Consider the following 15,819-nt stretch of genomic DNA (forward strand, 5'->3'; position numbering starts at 1 on the left):
GTGCAGCATAGCGTCAGTGTGATCGTTGTCAGCAACGGCCGCCCTGACGCTTTGCGCCGTTGTCTGCTTGGCCTGTCCCAAATTGATCACCCCAAGTGCGAGGTCATTGTTGTCGCCGACAGCGCCTCTTGGCCTGCGATGGCGCAAACCGGCTTGGGTGACCGGATCAAGGCAGCGCGTTGCGATGTGCCGAATATATCGGTTGCACGCAATGCGGGGCTTGCATTGGCTGCGGGGGATATCGTCGCCTTCATCGATGATGATGCTGTGCCGGAACCGACATGGCTGTCATATCTGACTGCGCCCTTTGCCAGTGAAACCGTCATGGCGGCCGGCGGTTTTGTCCGGGGGCGTAATGGAATCGACTTTCAGTGGCGCGCCCGCCTCGCCTTTGGCGATGCTGAAACCACGTCAATTCAGGTTGATGGCGCTCGTCCGACGCTGATGACCGCAGGGCCGGGCCGTGCTGTGAAAACCGAAGGCACGAATATGGCCATTCGCCGCGCCACCTTGATCGGAATGGGCGGTTTTGACGAGGCTTTTGCCTTTTATCTGGACGAAACGGATATCAACCTGCGTCTGGCCCAAAGGTCTGCGGTGACCGCGATTGTCCCCATGGCGCAGGTCCATCACGGCTTCGCCCCCAGCGTTCGACGCAGCAAAGATCGCGTTCCGCGCACGTTGTTTCAAATCGGGGCCAGCCTTGCTGTTTTCCTTCGCAAACATGGCGGTACGCCTCATCCCACCCCGCATGTTCCCCGCGCCGCACAGCGCCGACGGCTTCTGTCGCATATGGTCGCCGGTCGTCTGATGCCAGGCGATGTAAGGCGTTTGCTGCAAACCTTTGATGCCGGTTGGGCGGATGGGCTGAAACGGGACCTTTGTCAGCATCCGCGCTTTTCCACGCCGCCTCCATTCCTGGCCTTTGATACGCGGCGCCGGACACATAAGAAGGTATTCGCCCGATCTTGGCGCAAGGCGGAGGCGATGTCGGCTGCGAAAGGTGCCGTCGACAGCGGGCAGATCGTTTCCCTTTATCTGATGTCACCGACAGGCCTTTTCCATCGGCGTTATTTTGACGAATCAGGCGTTTGGATCCAGACTGGCGGGCAGTTTGGTAAATCCGACAGAACTGATTCATGGTGGTCACCGTGGCGGGCGCAGCGGCGGTCTGACCACGAGGCGAAAAAGATCACGGCACTGCGTGACCCACAATCGGCGGATTACAACAACCTTCTTGGAATTCGATAACTGATGACTTGGTTTAGTCACAAACAAGGCGTAGGACGGCGCAAATTGAACGCCACGAATTTTATGATCGAGGAAACGCATGCGTAGCAAAGTCACCAAAGCCGTATTTCCGGTCGCTGGATTGGGAACGCGTTTCCTGCCGGCAACAAAGGCTGTCCCGAAAGAAATCATGACGCTGGTGGATCGCCCATTGATCCAATACGCCATTGATGAAGCGCGCGCCGCCGGCATTACGGAATTTATCTTTGTGACGGCACGGGGCAAGAACGCGCTTGAGGACTACTTTGATCATGCGCCCGATCTTGAACACACACTGCGCAAGGCGGGCAAAACTGAACTGCTCGATATTCTGAAATCAACCAATATGGACAGCGGCGCAATTGCCTACATCCGCCAACATAAGGCGATGGGTCTTGGTCATGCCGTCTGGTGTGCGCGTCGTCTGATCGGAAACGAGCCCTTTGCCGTCATGCTGCCCGACGATGTGATTGCCGGCGAAAAATCATGCCTGCAGCAAATGGTCGAAGCCTACGAGGAAACGGGCGGCTCTATGGTTGCCGCAATGGAGGTCGCGCCCGAACGGACATCGTCCTATGGCGTGCTTGATGTGGAATCGGTAAACGGTCCCATCGTCAAGGCAAAAGGCATGGTCGAAAAGCCCGCCGCCGGCACAGCCCCGTCGAATCTGGCCGTTATTGGCCGTTACATTCTGACGCCAAAGGTGCTGCAGAACCTGAACAAGATTGACCGCGGCGCAGGCGGTGAAGTGCAATTGACCGATGCAATCGCGATGGAAATTACACAGGATCGCGACGTGTTTGGCTATAAGTTTGACGGCCAACGTTACGATTGTGGGTCCAAGGCTGGCTATTTGCAGGCGACCGTAGCCTTTGCATTGGATCGACCAGAGCTGAGCGACGAATTTGCCGACTATCTGCAGGATCTGTTGGCCCGGCGCGCGGCTGCAAAATAAGGTCTGTGACCAACGCGCGGCTTCTTGATGTAACCAGACTCGCCTCTCGGGCTGGTCTGGTTGCGACCGGCGTTGACCGCGTCGAACTGGCTTATCTTCAGGCTTTTACGCAGGATGCGGATGTGCCCGTTTTCGGGTTGTGCCGTACCGCTCTTGGATTCGTACTGCTTGACCGGGCCGGGCTTATTGCGCTGGGGGAAGCTTATAAATCCCGCAAGTTTTCGAAACCGGATTTGCTGTCGCGCATGAACCGGCGGTTGTCGGACGCGGCCCGCCTTGGACAAAGCTTTGTCCGTCGCCATGCCGTCGCGCGTGCCCGGCGGGCGAAGTTGAAGCGTTTGTTAAAGCACGTTCCGGTGCCGTTCACCTATTTCAATGTGGGTCACAGCAATCTGGTGCGGCCGGTCTGTCGTGCGATAAAATCCCGGCAGGGTGCGGAAATTGCGGTCTTGATCCACGATACAATCCCGCTGGATTGGCCTGATCTGCAACGGCCCGCGACAGTGGCTGATTTCAGATCAAAGTTGATCGTTGCGGGAAAATTTGCGGACCGCATCATTTGTAGTTCGGCTGCGTGTGCTTTGGATGTGCGCCGCCATCTGGCTGCATTAGGTTCAGTGCCACCCGTGATAGTCGCACATCTTGGGGTGGAGCCTTCCACACCCGTGCCAGAAGATATCCCTCTTGTCGTGATGCCGCTGCGCCCCTATTTCGTCGTTCTTGGCACGATAGAGCCGCGCAAGAACCATGCGCTGCTTCTGGATATCTGGGATGATTGGGGGCCTGGTGCCCCAGAACTGCTGATCTGCGGGCGGCGTGGCTGGCTTAACAAGGAAGTCTTTGATCGCCTTGACGCAGGGGTCTCCCATGTCAGGGAAGTGCCAGACTTGCCAGACGGCGCAATCGCGGCCCTTTTGCTTGGTGCGCAAGGCTTGCTGTTTCCATCGCTTTCTGAAGGGTTCGGATTGCCTCCGATCGAGGCGGCGGCGCTCGGGGTTCCCGTTTTATGTGCCGATTTGCCACCTTGCCGCGAATTGCTGGGCGACTGGGCCGTTTACGTGGATGCACAAGACCGCTATTCATGGACAAAAGAAATTTCGAGGTTCCTGCAGACAGCGCCGCAGGACCGCGCTGGCAGGTTGTCACCCCCGACGTGGTCCGCACATTTTAGGAAGGTATTAGGCGAAGCCTGATAACGACCGACGCAAGCTGCAATGACAGTTAGGAAAATGCGTGGGCATTTTACGGTCCTACCGGCTACGGGTGCAGCGTCAACGCTGGTTGGTGCGCGCCATTCGTAAGCGGCGCGAACTGAAAGCTGTGGTGGACCGGACCGCACAGATCAAACCTGACGATATTCTCGTCTTTTCGACCTTTCGCAATGAGGACCTGCGGCTTCCTCATTTTATCCAGTATTATCGCGGGCTAGGCGTCAACCATTTCATCATGGTCGATAATGATAGCACGGATGGCGGTGCCGCGTTTTTAAAAGACCAGCCCGATGTCACCCTGTTTCATGCGCAGGCCAGCTATAAGCGCGCGCGCTTTGGCGTTGATTGGCTGAATTGGTTGCAGCGCAAATATGGCCACGGTCATTGGACCCTGGTCGTCGATCCGGATGAATTGCTGGTATACCCATTCTGCGATACGCGACCTCTGCGAGCTTTGACCGATTGGCTGGATGCATCGTCGATCAAGTCTTTCGGCGCGATGCTATTGGACATGTATCCCAAAGGGCGCATCAATGATGTGCCCTATCGCCGGGGAGCCGACCCGCTACAGGTCGCCGAATGGTTTGATAGTGGAAACTACAATATTCAACGCAATCCAAAGTTTGGAAATCTCTGGATTCAAGGTGGCCCGCGTGCCCGCACCTTTTTCCCGACAGAGCCTGCCCGCGCGCCCGCTTTGAACAAGATCCCATTGGTGAAATGGGATAAACGATACGCCTATGTCAGCAGTACCCATATGCTGCTGCCGCGCGGGCTTAATCTGGTGTATGACGAATGGGGCGGCGAAAAGGCCAGTGGCGCATTGCTGCACACAAAATTCCTGTCGAACTTTAACGAAAAGGCGAAGGAGGAGATGGAGCGCGGGCAACACTATGCCAATAGCCACGAATATCGCGCCTATGCAGCCTCGGGCGACGAAAACCCCGATTTGTGGTGCAAGTGGAGCGAACGTTATATCAACTGGCGCCAGCTCGAAATTCTTGGGATCATGTCTAAAGGAAACTGGGCATGACTGTTGGCGTCGTCATGTTGGTGCACACGGCTTTTGACCGAGCCGAACAGTTGGCTAGGCATTGGGTCGACGGCGGCTGCCCTGTGGTTATCCATGTCGACCAGACTGTGCCGGACGATAAGTTCGAACAATTCAAGGCGGCACTTGCTGATCTGGATCAGGTCAAGTTCAGTCGACGGCATCGCTGTGAATGGGGTACGTGGGGGATTGTCGCTGGCACGCAGTCCGCGTCAGAAGTCATGTTGCGGTCTTTTCCAAAAGTACGCCACGTATTTTTAGCCTCTGGATCGTGCATGCCGCTGCGGCCGGTGCGCGAATTGCGCCGGTACCTCGACAGTCGTCCGCGTACCGACTTTATCGAAAGCGCGACAACATCAGATGTGCCGTGGACGGTCGGCGGGCTTGACCGTGAACGATTTACGCTGCGATTTCCATTTTCTTGGCGAAAGAACAGATACCTTTTCGATCGCTATGTTGCACTTCAACGTCGCTTTCGGTTTCGGCGCAAAATTCCAGAAGGAATCGTGCCTCATATGGGGTCGCAATGGTGGTGTCTGACACGGCAGACTTTGTCCGCAATTCTTCAGGACCCGGATCGGCCGCTTTATGATAAATATTTTTCCAGGGTCTGGATTCCTGATGAAAGCTATTTTCAGACTCTTGCGCGCCTATATTCTGCTAACATTGAAAGCCGATCTTTGACGCTGTCAAAGTTCGATTTTCAGGGCAAGCCACATATTTTCTACGACGACCATTTGCAACTGCTTCGGCGGTCCGACTGTTTTGTCGCCCGAAAAATCTGGCCGCGTGCGGATCTTCTTTATCAAGCGTTTCTTGTTGAAGATGCGGCTACCATGAAAGGTGCAGAGCCGAATCCTGGCAAAATTGACCGCATCTTTTCAAAGGCAGTCGAACGGCGCACCAAAGGGCGCCCAGGCCTTTATATGCAAAGCCGCTGGCCCAATCGGGATTGGGAAAACGGTATGACATCAGCGCCCTATTCCGTCTTTGGCGGCTTTAGCCAGCTGTTCGAAAACTTTGAGCCGTGGCTGGCGCGGATGACCGGCGCGCGCGTACACGGGCACCTTTACGCACGCGACCGTGTGCAGTTCGATGGGCGGCAAAAGTTTTTCAATGGCGCACTGTCTGATGCGCCTGAATTGCGTGACCACAATCCCCAAATGTTTTTGACCAACTTGATTTGGAATACACGGGGCGAACGTCAGGCCTTTCAATTTGGTCCATCGGATGTGCAGAGTATAAGCTGGATGATCGCAAAGGATCCGAATGCGCAGATCAGCGTCATTTCCGGAAGCTGGGCGGTGCCGCTTTTCCAATCCAATCGCGATTTCGCTGATCTTAGGCACGAAGCTGCGTTGCTACAGCGCGTTGAAAACGAACATTTGGCGGCACTGCGTTCGCCTTGGGCAAAGGCCCGCATTCACATCTGGACGATGGCCGATTTCATCGAGTCGCCGATGGAGGCCCTGCAGCTAGTCATTGATGAAATGACCGGTGAAAAAACCCGCCTGATTGCCGAAGCACCGCGGATGCATGACCTGTCCGGCTTTGGACAGTTTTTGCAAAACCTAAAGAACCAAGGAATGCACCCTTACCTTATGGGTGACTTTCCAGTCGATTCCGCCCCGCTTCATCAAGCGCCAAAGGCGCGCAAACCCTATTTGGTGAAATAACGTGTCAAAATTCGATTACTTCGTCGTTTTCGCTGAAATGCGCACCGGCTCTAATTTTCTGGAAGCCAATTTAAACACATTCGATGGCATCACCTGTCTGGGTGAGGCGTTCAATCCTCATTTCATCGGATTCCCGAATACGCCTGAAGTTTTGGGAATGACGCAGGGCGAACGGGAGTCCAACCCGCAGGCACTTATTGAGCGGGTTAAAAACGCGGACGGGCTGAATGGCTTTCGATTTTTCAACGATCACGACTCACGCGTCCTGGATATCGCGCTGACCGATCCCCGGTGCGCTAAGATCGTGCTGACCCGCAATCCCGTTGACAGCTTCGTTAGCTGGAAAATTGCCACCGCGACTGGGCAGTGGAAACTAACGAATGTCACCCACGCAAAGACGCAGCAGATCGATTTTGACGGCACTGAATTCGAAACACACCTCGCGGCTTTGCAAGCTTTTCAAACACGTATCCTGAATAGTCTGCAGCGTAGCGGTCAAACGGCGTTTTATGTCGCTTACGAAGACTTGCAAGACGTCGAGGTCATGAATGGTATGGTGCGCTGGCTTGGCGTCGACAGCCAGATTGCATCGCTGAACAAGACACTTAAAAAGCAAAACCCTGACCCCATGGCCAACAAGGTTGCAAACTTTGCACACATGGAAAGTGCCTTGGCTCGCATGGATCGTTTCAATCTGACGCGCACGCCGAATTTTGAACCTCGTCGTGGGCCGATGATTCCGGCTTACATCGCCGCGCCGCACAGCCCGCTACTTTATATGCCATTAAAGTCCGGACCGAATACGGTCGTACAGGACTGGCTGGCTGCGGTAGATGAAGCAACTGTCCAGGGTTTAAAAACCGGCTTCAGCCAGAAAAGCCTGCGGGATTGGCTGCGCGCCCATCCCGGTCATCGCAAGTTTTCTGTCGTGCGTCATCCGGTTGTCTGGGCGCATACGGCATTTTGCGAACGAATTGTATCAAACGGACCGGGAAGCTTTGGCGAAATTCGGGCGACCCTGCGCAAGGTTCACGGAGTAGAAGTGCCCGATGGCGGTGCGGTGCCTGAAACGGATGTCGTCTATAATATGCAGGCTCATCGCAAGGCGTTTCTGGCTTTCCTGAAATTCCTGCGCAGCAATCTGTCCGCACAAACGGCTGTGCGGACCGATGCGGCCTGGGCGTCGCAACAGTCACTTTTACAGGGCATGGCGGAGTTTGGCGTTCCTGATTTGATTGCTCGTGAAGATAGCCTGCGGGCTGACATGGCGCGGCTGGCCGGGCAGATCGGCCGCACCAGCATGCCTGACTTACCCGAGCTGACAGACCCCCATGCCGCCCGTTTGGCTGCGATCTATGATGATGTAGTGGAAACAGCCGCGCGCGATGCCTATGCCCGCGATTACGAGGCGTTCGGCTTTCGCGATTGGCGCTAAGCCGCCTGCGTCGCCTGATTTTCGGTCAAGATTGCATAAAGGGTGGCAGGATCGCTGTTAGCACGCAGCTTGGCGCAGACTTCCGGATTGCGCATGGTGCGCGACACCAAAGCCAGTGCACGCAGGTGTTCAACGCCTGCCTCTTCCGGTGCCAGCAAGGCAAAAACCAAATCGACAGGCTGGCGATCAACGGAATCAAAGTTCAGCGGCTTTTCCAGACGCAGGAAAAGTCCCCGCACACGATCAACATCGGCCAGGCGTGCGTGGGGCAGGGCGATGCCGTGTCCCACGCCGGTCGGGCCTAAACCTTCGCGTTCAATCAAGGCGTCGATCACCTCGGTGGATGACATATGATATGACTGTTCCGCCATCGCGCCGAGATCGTGAAAAAGGCGTTTTTTGCTGGTACAACCGCCCAACACCTTGACGGCACCTTGTTGCAGGATGTCAGCCAGTTGCATCAATTCGCCCCTTGGTGCGGATCCGGCTGTTCAGCCCGCGTCGTGCGGATCGATCCAGCCGATATTACCATCTTCACGCTTGTAGACCACATTGATGCGGCCCTGCTTTTCGTTTCGAAAGACCATGACGTTCGCATGGGACAGTTCCATCTGCATCACAGCTTCACCAACAGAAAGAGAGGGGATCTTTGCCTCTGTCTCTGCGACGATGACCGGTGCGTCGCTGGACTGCTCATCCTCGTCGCTATCATCCTTCGTTGCGGCGAGGATATACGACCCGCCGCCCGAAACTTCAACAGGGTCAGGGCGATCGCGGTGGTGATCCTTCAGTCTGCGCTTATACCTGCGCAACTGTTTGTCCATTTTCTCGGCGCAGGCATCAAAAGCAGCGTATATCTCAGAATCCTTGCCAGAGGCCTGGACCGTCAGGCCGGTCGACAGATGAACGACGGATTCGGCCACATACTCGTGCCCGGTTTTGGAGAAGACGACGTAAGCCTCGGTCGGGCGACCGGCATACTTCGCCAGCGTTTCGCCCAGTTCAGTTTCAACGTGGGTCTGAAGGGCCGCGCCAATGTCGATCTGTTTTCCGCTGATCTGATACCGCATGATCTCTCCTGTTCTGCTGGTATTAACGCACAAGGAACCAAGGCCGCAGGCGGCCGAAAGTTCCCAAGCTGTGCGTTTGAAAGGATGATGCCGCGAAGGTTTCCAAAGGGTTAAGGTTTCCACCCAGCGCAGGCGCTACGGTGGAAAAGCGATGGAAAATCTTTTGCATCATCCCTGACATTCAGCGCCACAACGCAGCGTCTGTCAATGGTTGCTCAATTCACGCGAAAGCTGGAGCCGAGGTAGACGCGCTGCACGTTTTCGTCACGCACGACTTCATCCGTGGTGCCGCTCATAAGCACTTTGCCGTCATGCAAGATATAGGCCCGGTCCACAATTTGCAGCGTTTCCTGCACGTTATGGTCCGTAATCAATACACCGATACCGCGGTTTTTCAAGTCCGCAACCAAGCTGCGGATTTCAGCAACTGCGATCGGATCCACCCCTGCAAAGGGTTCGTCAAGCAGGACATACTTTGGTCCGGCGGCCAGACACCGCGCAATTTCGGCGCGCCGCCGCTCACCCCCTGACAGAGCAACGGCGGGGGCTCGCCGCAGGTGTTCAATCGAAAACTCCGAAAGCAGCTTTTCCAGCTTCTCGCGTCGGCGCTTTTTGTCGGGTTCGGCGATTTCCAAAACGGCCTTAATGTTGTCTTCGACGGTTAGGCCGCGAAAAATCGACATTTCCTGTGGCAAATAACCGATGCCGACGTTCGCGCGGCGATACATTGGCAGGGTAGTCACGTCTTCGCCATCGACGCTGACCTGACCGCCTTCCAATGTGATAAGGCCTGCGATCAGGTAAAAGCAGGTGGTTTTGCCCGATCCGTTCGGACCAAGCAAAGCGACGACTTCACCCTTACCCAAGTGTAGGCTGACATCACGGATGACAGGGCGCTTGCGGTAGCTTTTGCGCAAGTTTGTAACGCGCAGTCCGTCGCCAGAGGGTCGAGGCACGTCGCGGGGCATCAGTTGTTGCCGTCCTGCTGAAACACAGTCCGCACACGGCCATTCATCTGCGCGGTGCCAGCGTTCAGGTCCAGCACCATGCTGTCTGCGGACAAGGCGCTTTGCCCCTGGGTCAACAGCACATCGCCGTTCAAGGTCAGCAGGCCGCTGGACAGATTGTAGTCCGCGCTTTGCGCCTCAGCTGCTTCCGTTGCCGTGGCAAACGTGACGCCCCCGTTCGCTTGCAGGCGCGTAATATCCCCGGATTCGGCAGCATAGGTGACTTGCACAGACGGGGCCGACAGGCGCAATTCGCCCTGACCGATGACGACATTCCCGCTAAATACCGCAGATCCGGTATCCTGATCGACGTTCAAATTGTCGGCGGTGACTTCGACCGGCGCAGACGGATCAGCCGCAATTCCGCCAAGGTTGATATTTGTCTGAGCCGTCGCAGGAACGGCAAACACCAAAGCAATCAGAGCGGCTAAAAATCGCGTCACGTTATTCGTCCTTTGGTGCGGCGGTTGCGGGTGTATACACCAGCTTTACGCCTTTGGTAAAATTCATCTGTTGGCCGGCCCCGTCGTTGCCTGCTTCAAATGTCACCTGACCGGCATTCAACTGGCCAAAAGGTGCTTGAATTTCAAGAGCGCCATCAGAGGTGACAGTGCCAGTCGTCAAGTCAGCCTGCAGGCCGGCTGTTTCCATAACGTAGCCCGACGATGTTTCCAGCCTGGCAAGACCGCCAAGGTGGGCCGTGTTTGCCGAGGTGTCGACCTGTCCGGTGCCAGCAGTAATCCGCAACGTCGTGCCGTCGGTGGCATCCAGCGACAGGCGGGGCATGTCAATCGTGATATCTGTTCCGCCGCTCGTATCAGGGCGCGCCGCTTCTGCGCTGATTGAAAGAATGTCACCTGCGTTTGTCAGTCCGGAAAAGCGCGGCGCAGCGATGCGCTGTTCGGCTGCGGCTGCATCAATCTCTGCGAAGGGGATTTCAGAAGAGGTGCCGGTATTGCGGGCAAACAAAAACAGCGTCGATAACAGCATCAGCGCGGCCAATGGCAGCAGTATTTTTAGCCAACCCACCAATTGCGAATGAAAGTTCGTGGCGGCTGCCATCGTTCAGACCACACCAGCGCGCAGGCAATCATGAATATGCAAAATCCCGGCAACCTTGTCTGCGTCATCGACAGCGAAAAGGCAGGTGATTTTGCGTTCGTTCATGATCGCAACGGCACGTTCTGCAAGCGCGCCGCTTTTCACGGTTGTAGGATTGCGGGTCATAACTTCGCCTGCGGTGTGATCCAGCAGGCCTTGCATGTGACGGCGCAAGTCGCCGTCGGTAATCACACCCGCAAGCGTGCCATCGTCAGCCACAATGCCCGCGACGCCAAATCCCCGTTGCGAAATGACCAAAAGAACATCGCCCATCGGCGTATCGGCACCAACAACGGGTAGTTCGGTACCGGTGTGCATCAGGTTCGCGACAGTCGAAAGCCGCGCTCCTAGCTTGCCACCGGGGTGCACGTCGCGAAAGTTTTCAGGTGTGAATTTGCGGTGTTCCATTAGCGCAATAGCCAGCGCGTCACCCAAGGCCAGCGTCATCGTGGTGGATATGGTGGGCACAACGCCTGTACCGCATGCCTCGCCGAGTTGCGGCAGAACAAGGGCGATATCGGATTGGCTCAAAAGCGTGCTGTTTGGTCGGCTGGCGACGCCGATTAAGGAAATGCCAAACCGGCGGGTATAGGCGACCAGATCGGCCAGTTCTGGCGTTTCGCCTGAATTGGACAAAACGACTACCACGTCGCCGGGCGTCAGCATGCCCAGATCACCATGACTTGCCTCGGCGGGGTGGACGAAATGCGCTGGCGTGCCGGTGCTGGCAAATGTTGCCGCAATTTTTCGGGCAATGTGGCCGGATTTGCCCATGCCGGACAGGATCACACGGCCGCGCACGTCCAGCAGCATTTGCACCGCAGCAGCAAAGCTGTCGTCAAGGGACAGACCCAGCGCCGCAAGTGCTGCAGCTTCGGCATCGATGACGCGGCGACCGGCGTCGCAAAAAATTTTGTTCTGTTCCATCAATGGGCAAACACATCCGGGTCGGCCCACCCGGCCAGATCAAGCTGGGCGCGGGTTGGCAGAAAATCAAAGCAGGATTGCGCGAGCGCTGTACGTCCCTCGCGGGCAAGGCGGCTTTCCAGCTCTGCCTTCAGTCTGTGAAGGTGCAAAACGTCAGAGGCGGCATAGTCAAGCTGTGCCTCGGTTAGATCGGGTGCGCCCCAATCGCTTTGCTGTTGCTGTTTCGAAATATCCGTGCCGACCATTTCGCGGACCAACTCTCGCAGGCCGTGGCGGTCCGTGAAGGTGCGGACAAGCTTGGACGCAATCTTTGTGCACCACACCGGTTGGCACAACACGCCGTAAGCGTTGAACAAGGCAGCGATGTCGAAGCGACCGTAATGAAACAGCTTTGTCACAGTGGGATCGGCCAGCATACGGCACAGATTTGGTGCCGGCGCGATGTCCGGTGATACCTGCACCAGATGGCAATGGCCGTCACCGCTGGACATCTGGATCAGGCATAACCGATCCCGCCGCGGGATCAGCCCCATGGTTTCGCAGTCGATGGCGACAACGGGCCCAAGGTCCAGTCCATCGGGCAAATCGCCGTGATAAAGATGATTGGCCATGAATGGTCCGCCTGCCTAAGGTTGCCATCAGATAGGCCCCCAGAGCCATCCGCTCAAGCCCTAACCGGGGATAAGCCGGCCCGGTGCACTGATAGCGATGCCTAAGGCCTGCGGCGCATGGCGATTTTCGCGCTTAACGGCAGGTGGTCAGAGGCCATGCGGCTTAGGTCCGTGTCGATCATGTCCAGATCGTCCATTTCAAAGTGATCCGACATGCCGATCCGGTCCAAGGGCGCAAGACGCCAGCGCGCATGAAAGGAATGCCCTGGAGAGCGTAAACCAAATTTGCGTGTCAGTGGCCCCAGTCCGCGCCGCGCCGACCATTCGTTCAGATCGCCTGCAATGATCGTGGGGTGGTCAACCTGATCGGCCATCCAATCCAAAACGGCATGTTGCTGCCCAAGTCTGGAACGCCGCAGCAGTCCCAGATGCAGACCGACAATACGCAATGGCCCAAATGACGAATCGACGACAGCAGCGACGGCACCACGCGGCTCTAGCCCCGGTAGGACGATCCGGTCGATGGAAAGCACTGGCCAATCGGGCCGGATCAAAATGGCATTGCCGTGCCAGCCCAGGCTGACGGTATTCTCTGCCAAGGCGGCAGGAACAAATCCTGCATCCTCAATGGCGTCACGGGGCAGGGCGGTTGGTCGCTGGCCCAGACGCAGGTCTGCTTCTTGCAAAATTGCGATATCGGGCGCGGTTTCTCGCAGGATTGTCAGAATGCGATGCGGGTCACGGCGCCGGTCGGTGCCCATCGCCTTGCGGATATTGTAACTGACAACGTGCAGCAAATCGGACTGGTCGGTCATAAAATAGGGGCCCCGACGCGGAATAGTCCCTCACCGATACGCCGCAGGGAACTGGCCTGTGCAATTCCGACCTCACAATCTGGCAAAAGGTTTTCGAACCAGTTTGCGACGGCTTGCACGCTATCGGTATCATGCACGAAAAGCGCGTCTTCGAAGTTCAGCAACATACTGCGCACATCCATATTGTTCGATCCGACATATGCAGTGTTATCAATAATCCCAGCCTTCGCATGCATCATACCGGGCGTATACAGCTGGATCTGGCACCCGGCGGCCTGCAAATCGCGCAAATATGCCCCGCGGGCAAAGTCAGCAATTTTCTGGTTGGACGTTTTTGGCAAAAGAAGGCGAATATCGACGCCGCGGCGGCCGGCAACGTTGAGCGCCTCGCTTAATCCATCAGTCGGCAGGAAATAAGGGGTCGCGATCCAAACGCGACGATCTGCGCAATGTATCGCATTCAGCAGCACATCATGTAGCGCATCGTGCCGCAAATCAGGGCCGGACGGGACCAGTTGAACACACGCGCTGCCATCAGTCTGTTGCGGCCGCGCGGGCAAATCATCGCCGCCGCCGCCGCCAGCAGCCTGCCAATCAGAGGCGAAAAGCTGAGAAAAGGACGTGATGGCCGGTCCGCGCAGTTCAAAAGCAAGATCAACCCAGGTGTGGTTCCCTTCGCTCAGGTATTCCTCGCCAACGTTCATGCCGCCGGCAAACACATCCTTCTGATCAACGATCATAAGCTTACGATGGTTGCGCAGATTCAGGTGCCCCCGCATCAACCCCTGGGTCAAAGGAGAGAAGAACCGCATCTGCCCGCCGGCCGCTTTAAATTTGCGCATTGCGGCGCTGGGCGCGTTCAGGCTGCCAAGGCGATCGACCAGCAGGCGCACCCGGACTCCTTGTTGCGCCTTGGTTGTCAGGGCTGCAATGAAATCGTGACCGATGCTGTCGTTCGCGACGATATAGAACAGCGCATCAATGCGGTCTTCGGCATCGGTGATCATGCGAAACAAGGATTCGCGCGCGGTGCCCGGTGTGTCCAATAGTTTAAAGGTGTGTCCGTCAGATGCGCCGGGCAGGCGATAGCTGCGCAGCATCGTGTCTACTTTTGATGCATGTGTTTCGTCGCCGTTATCCTGAAGCTTGAGGGAATCTGTCCCGCGTGGCCGCTTTCGGACCCCGAGTGTCACGAAAACAGGAACCGCGATGTAGGGAGCAAAGACAAGAAACAAGAGCCATGCCGCCGTTGATTGCGGCGATCTACGTTGCTGCAGCAAAAATGCCGCGGCAATCAAAACAAGCGCGCTTAACAGGACTATTTCGGCGTGGGTGACCAACCAGTTGAACGGCACATTATCCTCCTGCGATCAGGGCTAAGTTACGCCTGTCGACAGGTCAATCGATGATAGTGCTGCAAGGGGGGGTGGTGAAAATTTGCTTTGCTGAGCAAAGCGCTCCGACTGGTGCCCAGGAGAGGACTCGAACCTCCACGTCCTTGCGAACACTAGCACCTGAAGCTAGCGCGTCTACCATTCCGCCACCTGGGCAGGTGTCGTGAGGGGGATTTACGAGCAGGGCGAGGGAGTGTCAACGCGAATTTTATACCAAATCGATAATTCCTCAAAACAAAGCATAAGGCGTTTCGGCTTGTCTGATGAGGGGTGCGGGTTTAAACCGCGTTTAGCAGCGAAAGAGGCTTTGAATGACCAAGCTTGTCACTATTTTCGGCGGTTCCGGTTTTGTCGGACGGTATATCGCGCGGCGTCTGGCAAAGGACGGCTGGCGCATTCGTGTCGCATGTCGCACCCCGAACGAGGCGATGTTCGTGCGCACCTATGGTGCTGTCGGTCAGGTAGAGCCTGTATTTTGCAATATCCGCGACGACGAAAGCGTGCGTGCCGTCACGCGCGGTGCCACTGCCGTGGTAAATTGCGTTGGCGTTTTGGCGGAAAGTGGCAAAAACACCTTCAAAGCCGTTCAAGCCGAAGCGCCCGGCCGTATTGCCCAGATCGCTCGCGCTGAAGGGGTGGCGCAAATGGTGCAGATTTCTGCAATTGGCGCAGATTCTGATGCTGATAGCGCATACGCCCGCACAAAGGCCGCAGGCGAAGCTGCGGTGCTGGAACATATGCCGGATGCAGTCATCTTGCGCCCGTCCATCGTGTTCGGACCAGAAGACGACTTCTTCAATCGCTTTGCCGGCATGTCTCGCATGGGACCTGTGTTGCCCGTTGTTGGCGCAGATACAAAATTCCAGCCTGTTTTTGTCGATGACGTCGCTGCAGCCGTCGCGGCCGTTCTGAACGATTCGTCCAAGCACGGCGTTTTCGAACTTGGCGGGCCAGACGTCGCCAGCTTTCGCGAGCTGATGCAAACAATGCTGACGGTTGTTCAGCGCAAGCGGATCATCGCAAATATCCCGTTCCCGGCTGCCCGTGCGATGGCAGCTGGATTTGGGGTGGCGAAAACCCTGTCACTTGGCCTGTTCACGCCGCCGCTGACCACGGATCAGGTGCGCAATCTGGCCGTCGACAACGTTGTCGCGGGGGATGCTCGCGGTTTTGCCGATCTTGGCCTGACCCCGCGTTCGATGGTATCGGTGCTGCCTGATTATCTGTGGCGGTTCCGTCCCTCTGGCCAATACGCCGAGATCAAGAACAGCGCGAAAAACCTGAAGCAGTCTTAAGT

The 15,819-nt window shown here is 56.6% G+C and carries 16 protein-coding genes and 1 tRNA gene; 7 read left to right on the forward strand and 10 right to left on the reverse strand.

Annotation, left to right across the window (positions count from 1 at the left end; all coding sequences use genetic code 11):
• The 6 genes from SJY10_RS02325 (at position 1) to SJY10_RS02350 (ending at position 7,597) form a co-directional block, all read left to right on the forward strand.
• Positions 1-1,251, forward strand: coding sequence for a glycosyltransferase family 2 protein (locus SJY10_RS02325; RefSeq protein WP_386679433.1), 1,251 nt, complete (start codon positions 1-3; stop codon positions 1,249-1,251).
• A 79-nt stretch (positions 1,252-1,330) separates the two neighbouring features.
• Complete coding sequence (gene galU, locus SJY10_RS02330) at positions 1,331-2,224, forward strand: UTP--glucose-1-phosphate uridylyltransferase GalU (RefSeq protein ID WP_386679434.1); 894 nt, start codon at positions 1,331-1,333, stop codon at positions 2,222-2,224.
• Positions 2,225-2,229: 5 nt separating this feature from the next.
• Positions 2,230-3,417, forward strand: a complete 1,188-nt coding sequence (locus SJY10_RS02335) for a glycosyltransferase (RefSeq protein WP_386679435.1) — start codon at positions 2,230-2,232, stop codon at positions 3,415-3,417.
• Positions 3,418-3,457: 40 nt separating this feature from the next.
• On the forward strand, positions 3,458-4,468 hold the full coding sequence (locus tag SJY10_RS02340) for a glycosyltransferase family 2 protein (protein ID WP_386679437.1): 1,011 nt from the start codon (positions 3,458-3,460) through the stop codon (positions 4,466-4,468).
• Positions 4,465-6,162 carry a beta-1,6-N-acetylglucosaminyltransferase gene (locus SJY10_RS02345; protein WP_386679438.1) on the forward strand — a complete coding sequence of 566 codons (1,698 nt, stop codon included), beginning with the start codon at positions 4,465-4,467 and terminating at the stop codon, positions 6,160-6,162. The genes SJY10_RS02340 and SJY10_RS02345 overlap by 4 nt, the downstream gene beginning before the upstream one ends.
• Position 6,163: 1 nt before the next feature.
• The gene (locus SJY10_RS02350) at positions 6,164-7,597 is read left to right on the forward strand and encodes a nodulation protein NodH (RefSeq protein ID WP_386679439.1); all 1,434 of its coding nucleotides are present in this window, start codon (positions 6,164-6,166) and stop codon (positions 7,595-7,597) included.
• Here SJY10_RS02350 and SJY10_RS02355 read toward each other — a convergent pair.
• The 10 genes from SJY10_RS02355 to SJY10_RS02400 all read right to left on the reverse strand — a co-directional run bounded on the left by SJY10_RS02355 (position 7,594) and on the right by SJY10_RS02400 (position 14,678).
• Entirely contained in the window at positions 7,594-8,058 is a 465-nt protein-coding gene (locus tag SJY10_RS02355) for a PTS sugar transporter subunit IIA (protein WP_386679440.1), read from the reverse strand. The genes SJY10_RS02350 and SJY10_RS02355 overlap by 4 nt on opposite strands.
• Positions 8,059-8,088: 30 nt before the next feature.
• Positions 8,089-8,667, reverse strand: a complete 579-nt coding sequence (hpf, locus tag SJY10_RS02360) for a ribosome hibernation-promoting factor, HPF/YfiA family (RefSeq protein WP_386679441.1) — start codon at positions 8,665-8,667, stop codon at positions 8,089-8,091.
• Between the two features lie 215 nt (positions 8,668-8,882).
• Complete coding sequence (lptB, locus tag SJY10_RS02365) at positions 8,883-9,635, reverse strand: LPS export ABC transporter ATP-binding protein (RefSeq protein WP_386679442.1); 753 nt, start codon at positions 9,633-9,635, stop codon at positions 8,883-8,885.
• Positions 9,635-10,117 carry a lipopolysaccharide transport periplasmic protein LptA gene (gene lptA / locus SJY10_RS02370; protein ID WP_386679443.1) on the reverse strand — a complete coding sequence of 161 codons (483 nt, stop codon included), beginning with the start codon at positions 10,115-10,117 and terminating at the stop codon, positions 9,635-9,637. The genes lptB and lptA overlap by 1 nt, the downstream gene beginning before the upstream one ends.
• Before the next feature lies 1 nt (position 10,118).
• Entirely contained in the window at positions 10,119-10,736 is a 618-nt protein-coding gene (locus SJY10_RS02375; protein ID WP_386679444.1) for a hypothetical protein, read from the reverse strand.
• A gap of 3 nt (positions 10,737-10,739) precedes the next feature.
• A complete protein-coding gene (locus tag SJY10_RS02380; protein WP_386679445.1) occupies positions 10,740-11,702 on the reverse strand; it encodes an SIS domain-containing protein in 963 nt (320 codons plus the stop codon).
• On the reverse strand, positions 11,702-12,313 hold the full coding sequence (locus SJY10_RS02385; RefSeq protein WP_386679446.1) for a ribonuclease D: 612 nt from the start codon (positions 12,311-12,313) through the stop codon (positions 11,702-11,704). Before SJY10_RS02385 ends, SJY10_RS02380 begins: the two co-directional genes overlap by 1 nt.
• A 101-nt stretch (positions 12,314-12,414) precedes the next feature.
• Positions 12,415-13,128 (reverse strand): endonuclease/exonuclease/phosphatase family protein, encoded by a 714-nt coding sequence (locus tag SJY10_RS02390; protein WP_386679447.1) that lies wholly within the window; start codon positions 13,126-13,128, stop codon positions 12,415-12,417.
• Positions 13,125-14,228, reverse strand: coding sequence for a phosphatidylserine/phosphatidylglycerophosphate/cardiolipin synthase family protein (locus SJY10_RS02395; RefSeq protein WP_386679448.1), 1,104 nt, complete (start codon positions 14,226-14,228; stop codon positions 13,125-13,127). Before SJY10_RS02395 ends, SJY10_RS02390 begins: the two co-directional genes overlap by 4 nt.
• 364 nt (positions 14,229-14,592) lie before the next feature.
• A tRNA-Leu gene (locus SJY10_RS02400) sits at positions 14,593-14,678 on the reverse strand.
• 155 nt (positions 14,679-14,833) lie between these two features.
• Here SJY10_RS02400 and SJY10_RS02405 point away from each other — a divergent pair.
• Positions 14,834-15,817 carry a complex I NDUFA9 subunit family protein gene (locus tag SJY10_RS02405; protein ID WP_386679449.1) on the forward strand — a complete coding sequence of 328 codons (984 nt, stop codon included), beginning with the start codon at positions 14,834-14,836 and terminating at the stop codon, positions 15,815-15,817.
• Positions 15,818-15,819 lie beyond the last annotated feature (2 nt).

It is taken from the genome of Loktanella sp. R86503 (genome assembly GCF_042466455.1).
In the GTDB taxonomy this organism is placed as follows: Bacteria; Pseudomonadota; Alphaproteobacteria; order Rhodobacterales; family Rhodobacteraceae; genus Loktanella.

Bases quoted from the DNA above. Each gene is read 5' to 3' on its own strand.
- SJY10_RS02390 (WP_386679447.1), bottom strand. From the start codon at position 13,128: ATGACCGACCAGTCCGATTTGCTGCACGTTGTCAGTTACAATATCCGC.
- galU (WP_386679434.1), top strand. From the start codon at position 1,331: ATGCGTAGCAAAGTCACCAAAGCCGTATTTCCGGTCGCTGGATTGGGA.
- SJY10_RS02405 (WP_386679449.1), top strand. From the start codon at position 14,834: ATGACCAAGCTTGTCACTATTTTCGGCGGTTCCGGTTTTGTCGGACGG.
- SJY10_RS02380 (WP_386679445.1), bottom strand. From the start codon at position 11,702: ATGGAACAGAACAAAATTTTTTGCGACGCCGGTCGCCGCGTCATCGAT.
- hpf (WP_386679441.1), bottom strand. From the start codon at position 8,667: ATGCGGTATCAGATCAGCGGAAAACAGATCGACATTGGCGCGGCCCTT.
- SJY10_RS02385 (WP_386679446.1), bottom strand. From the start codon at position 12,313: ATGGCCAATCATCTTTATCACGGCGATTTGCCCGATGGACTGGACCTT.
- SJY10_RS02345 (WP_386679438.1), top strand. From the start codon at position 4,465: ATGACTGTTGGCGTCGTCATGTTGGTGCACACGGCTTTTGACCGAGCC.
- SJY10_RS02375 (WP_386679444.1), bottom strand. From the start codon at position 10,736: ATGGCAGCCGCCACGAACTTTCATTCGCAATTGGTGGGTTGGCTAAAA.
- lptB (WP_386679442.1), bottom strand. From the start codon at position 9,635: ATGCCCCGCGACGTGCCTCGACCCTCTGGCGACGGACTGCGCGTTACA.
- SJY10_RS02395 (WP_386679448.1), bottom strand. From the start codon at position 14,228: ATGCTGCGCAGCTATCGCCTGCCCGGCGCATCTGACGGACACACCTTT.
- SJY10_RS02355 (WP_386679440.1), bottom strand. From the start codon at position 8,058: ATGCAACTGGCTGACATCCTGCAACAAGGTGCCGTCAAGGTGTTGGGC.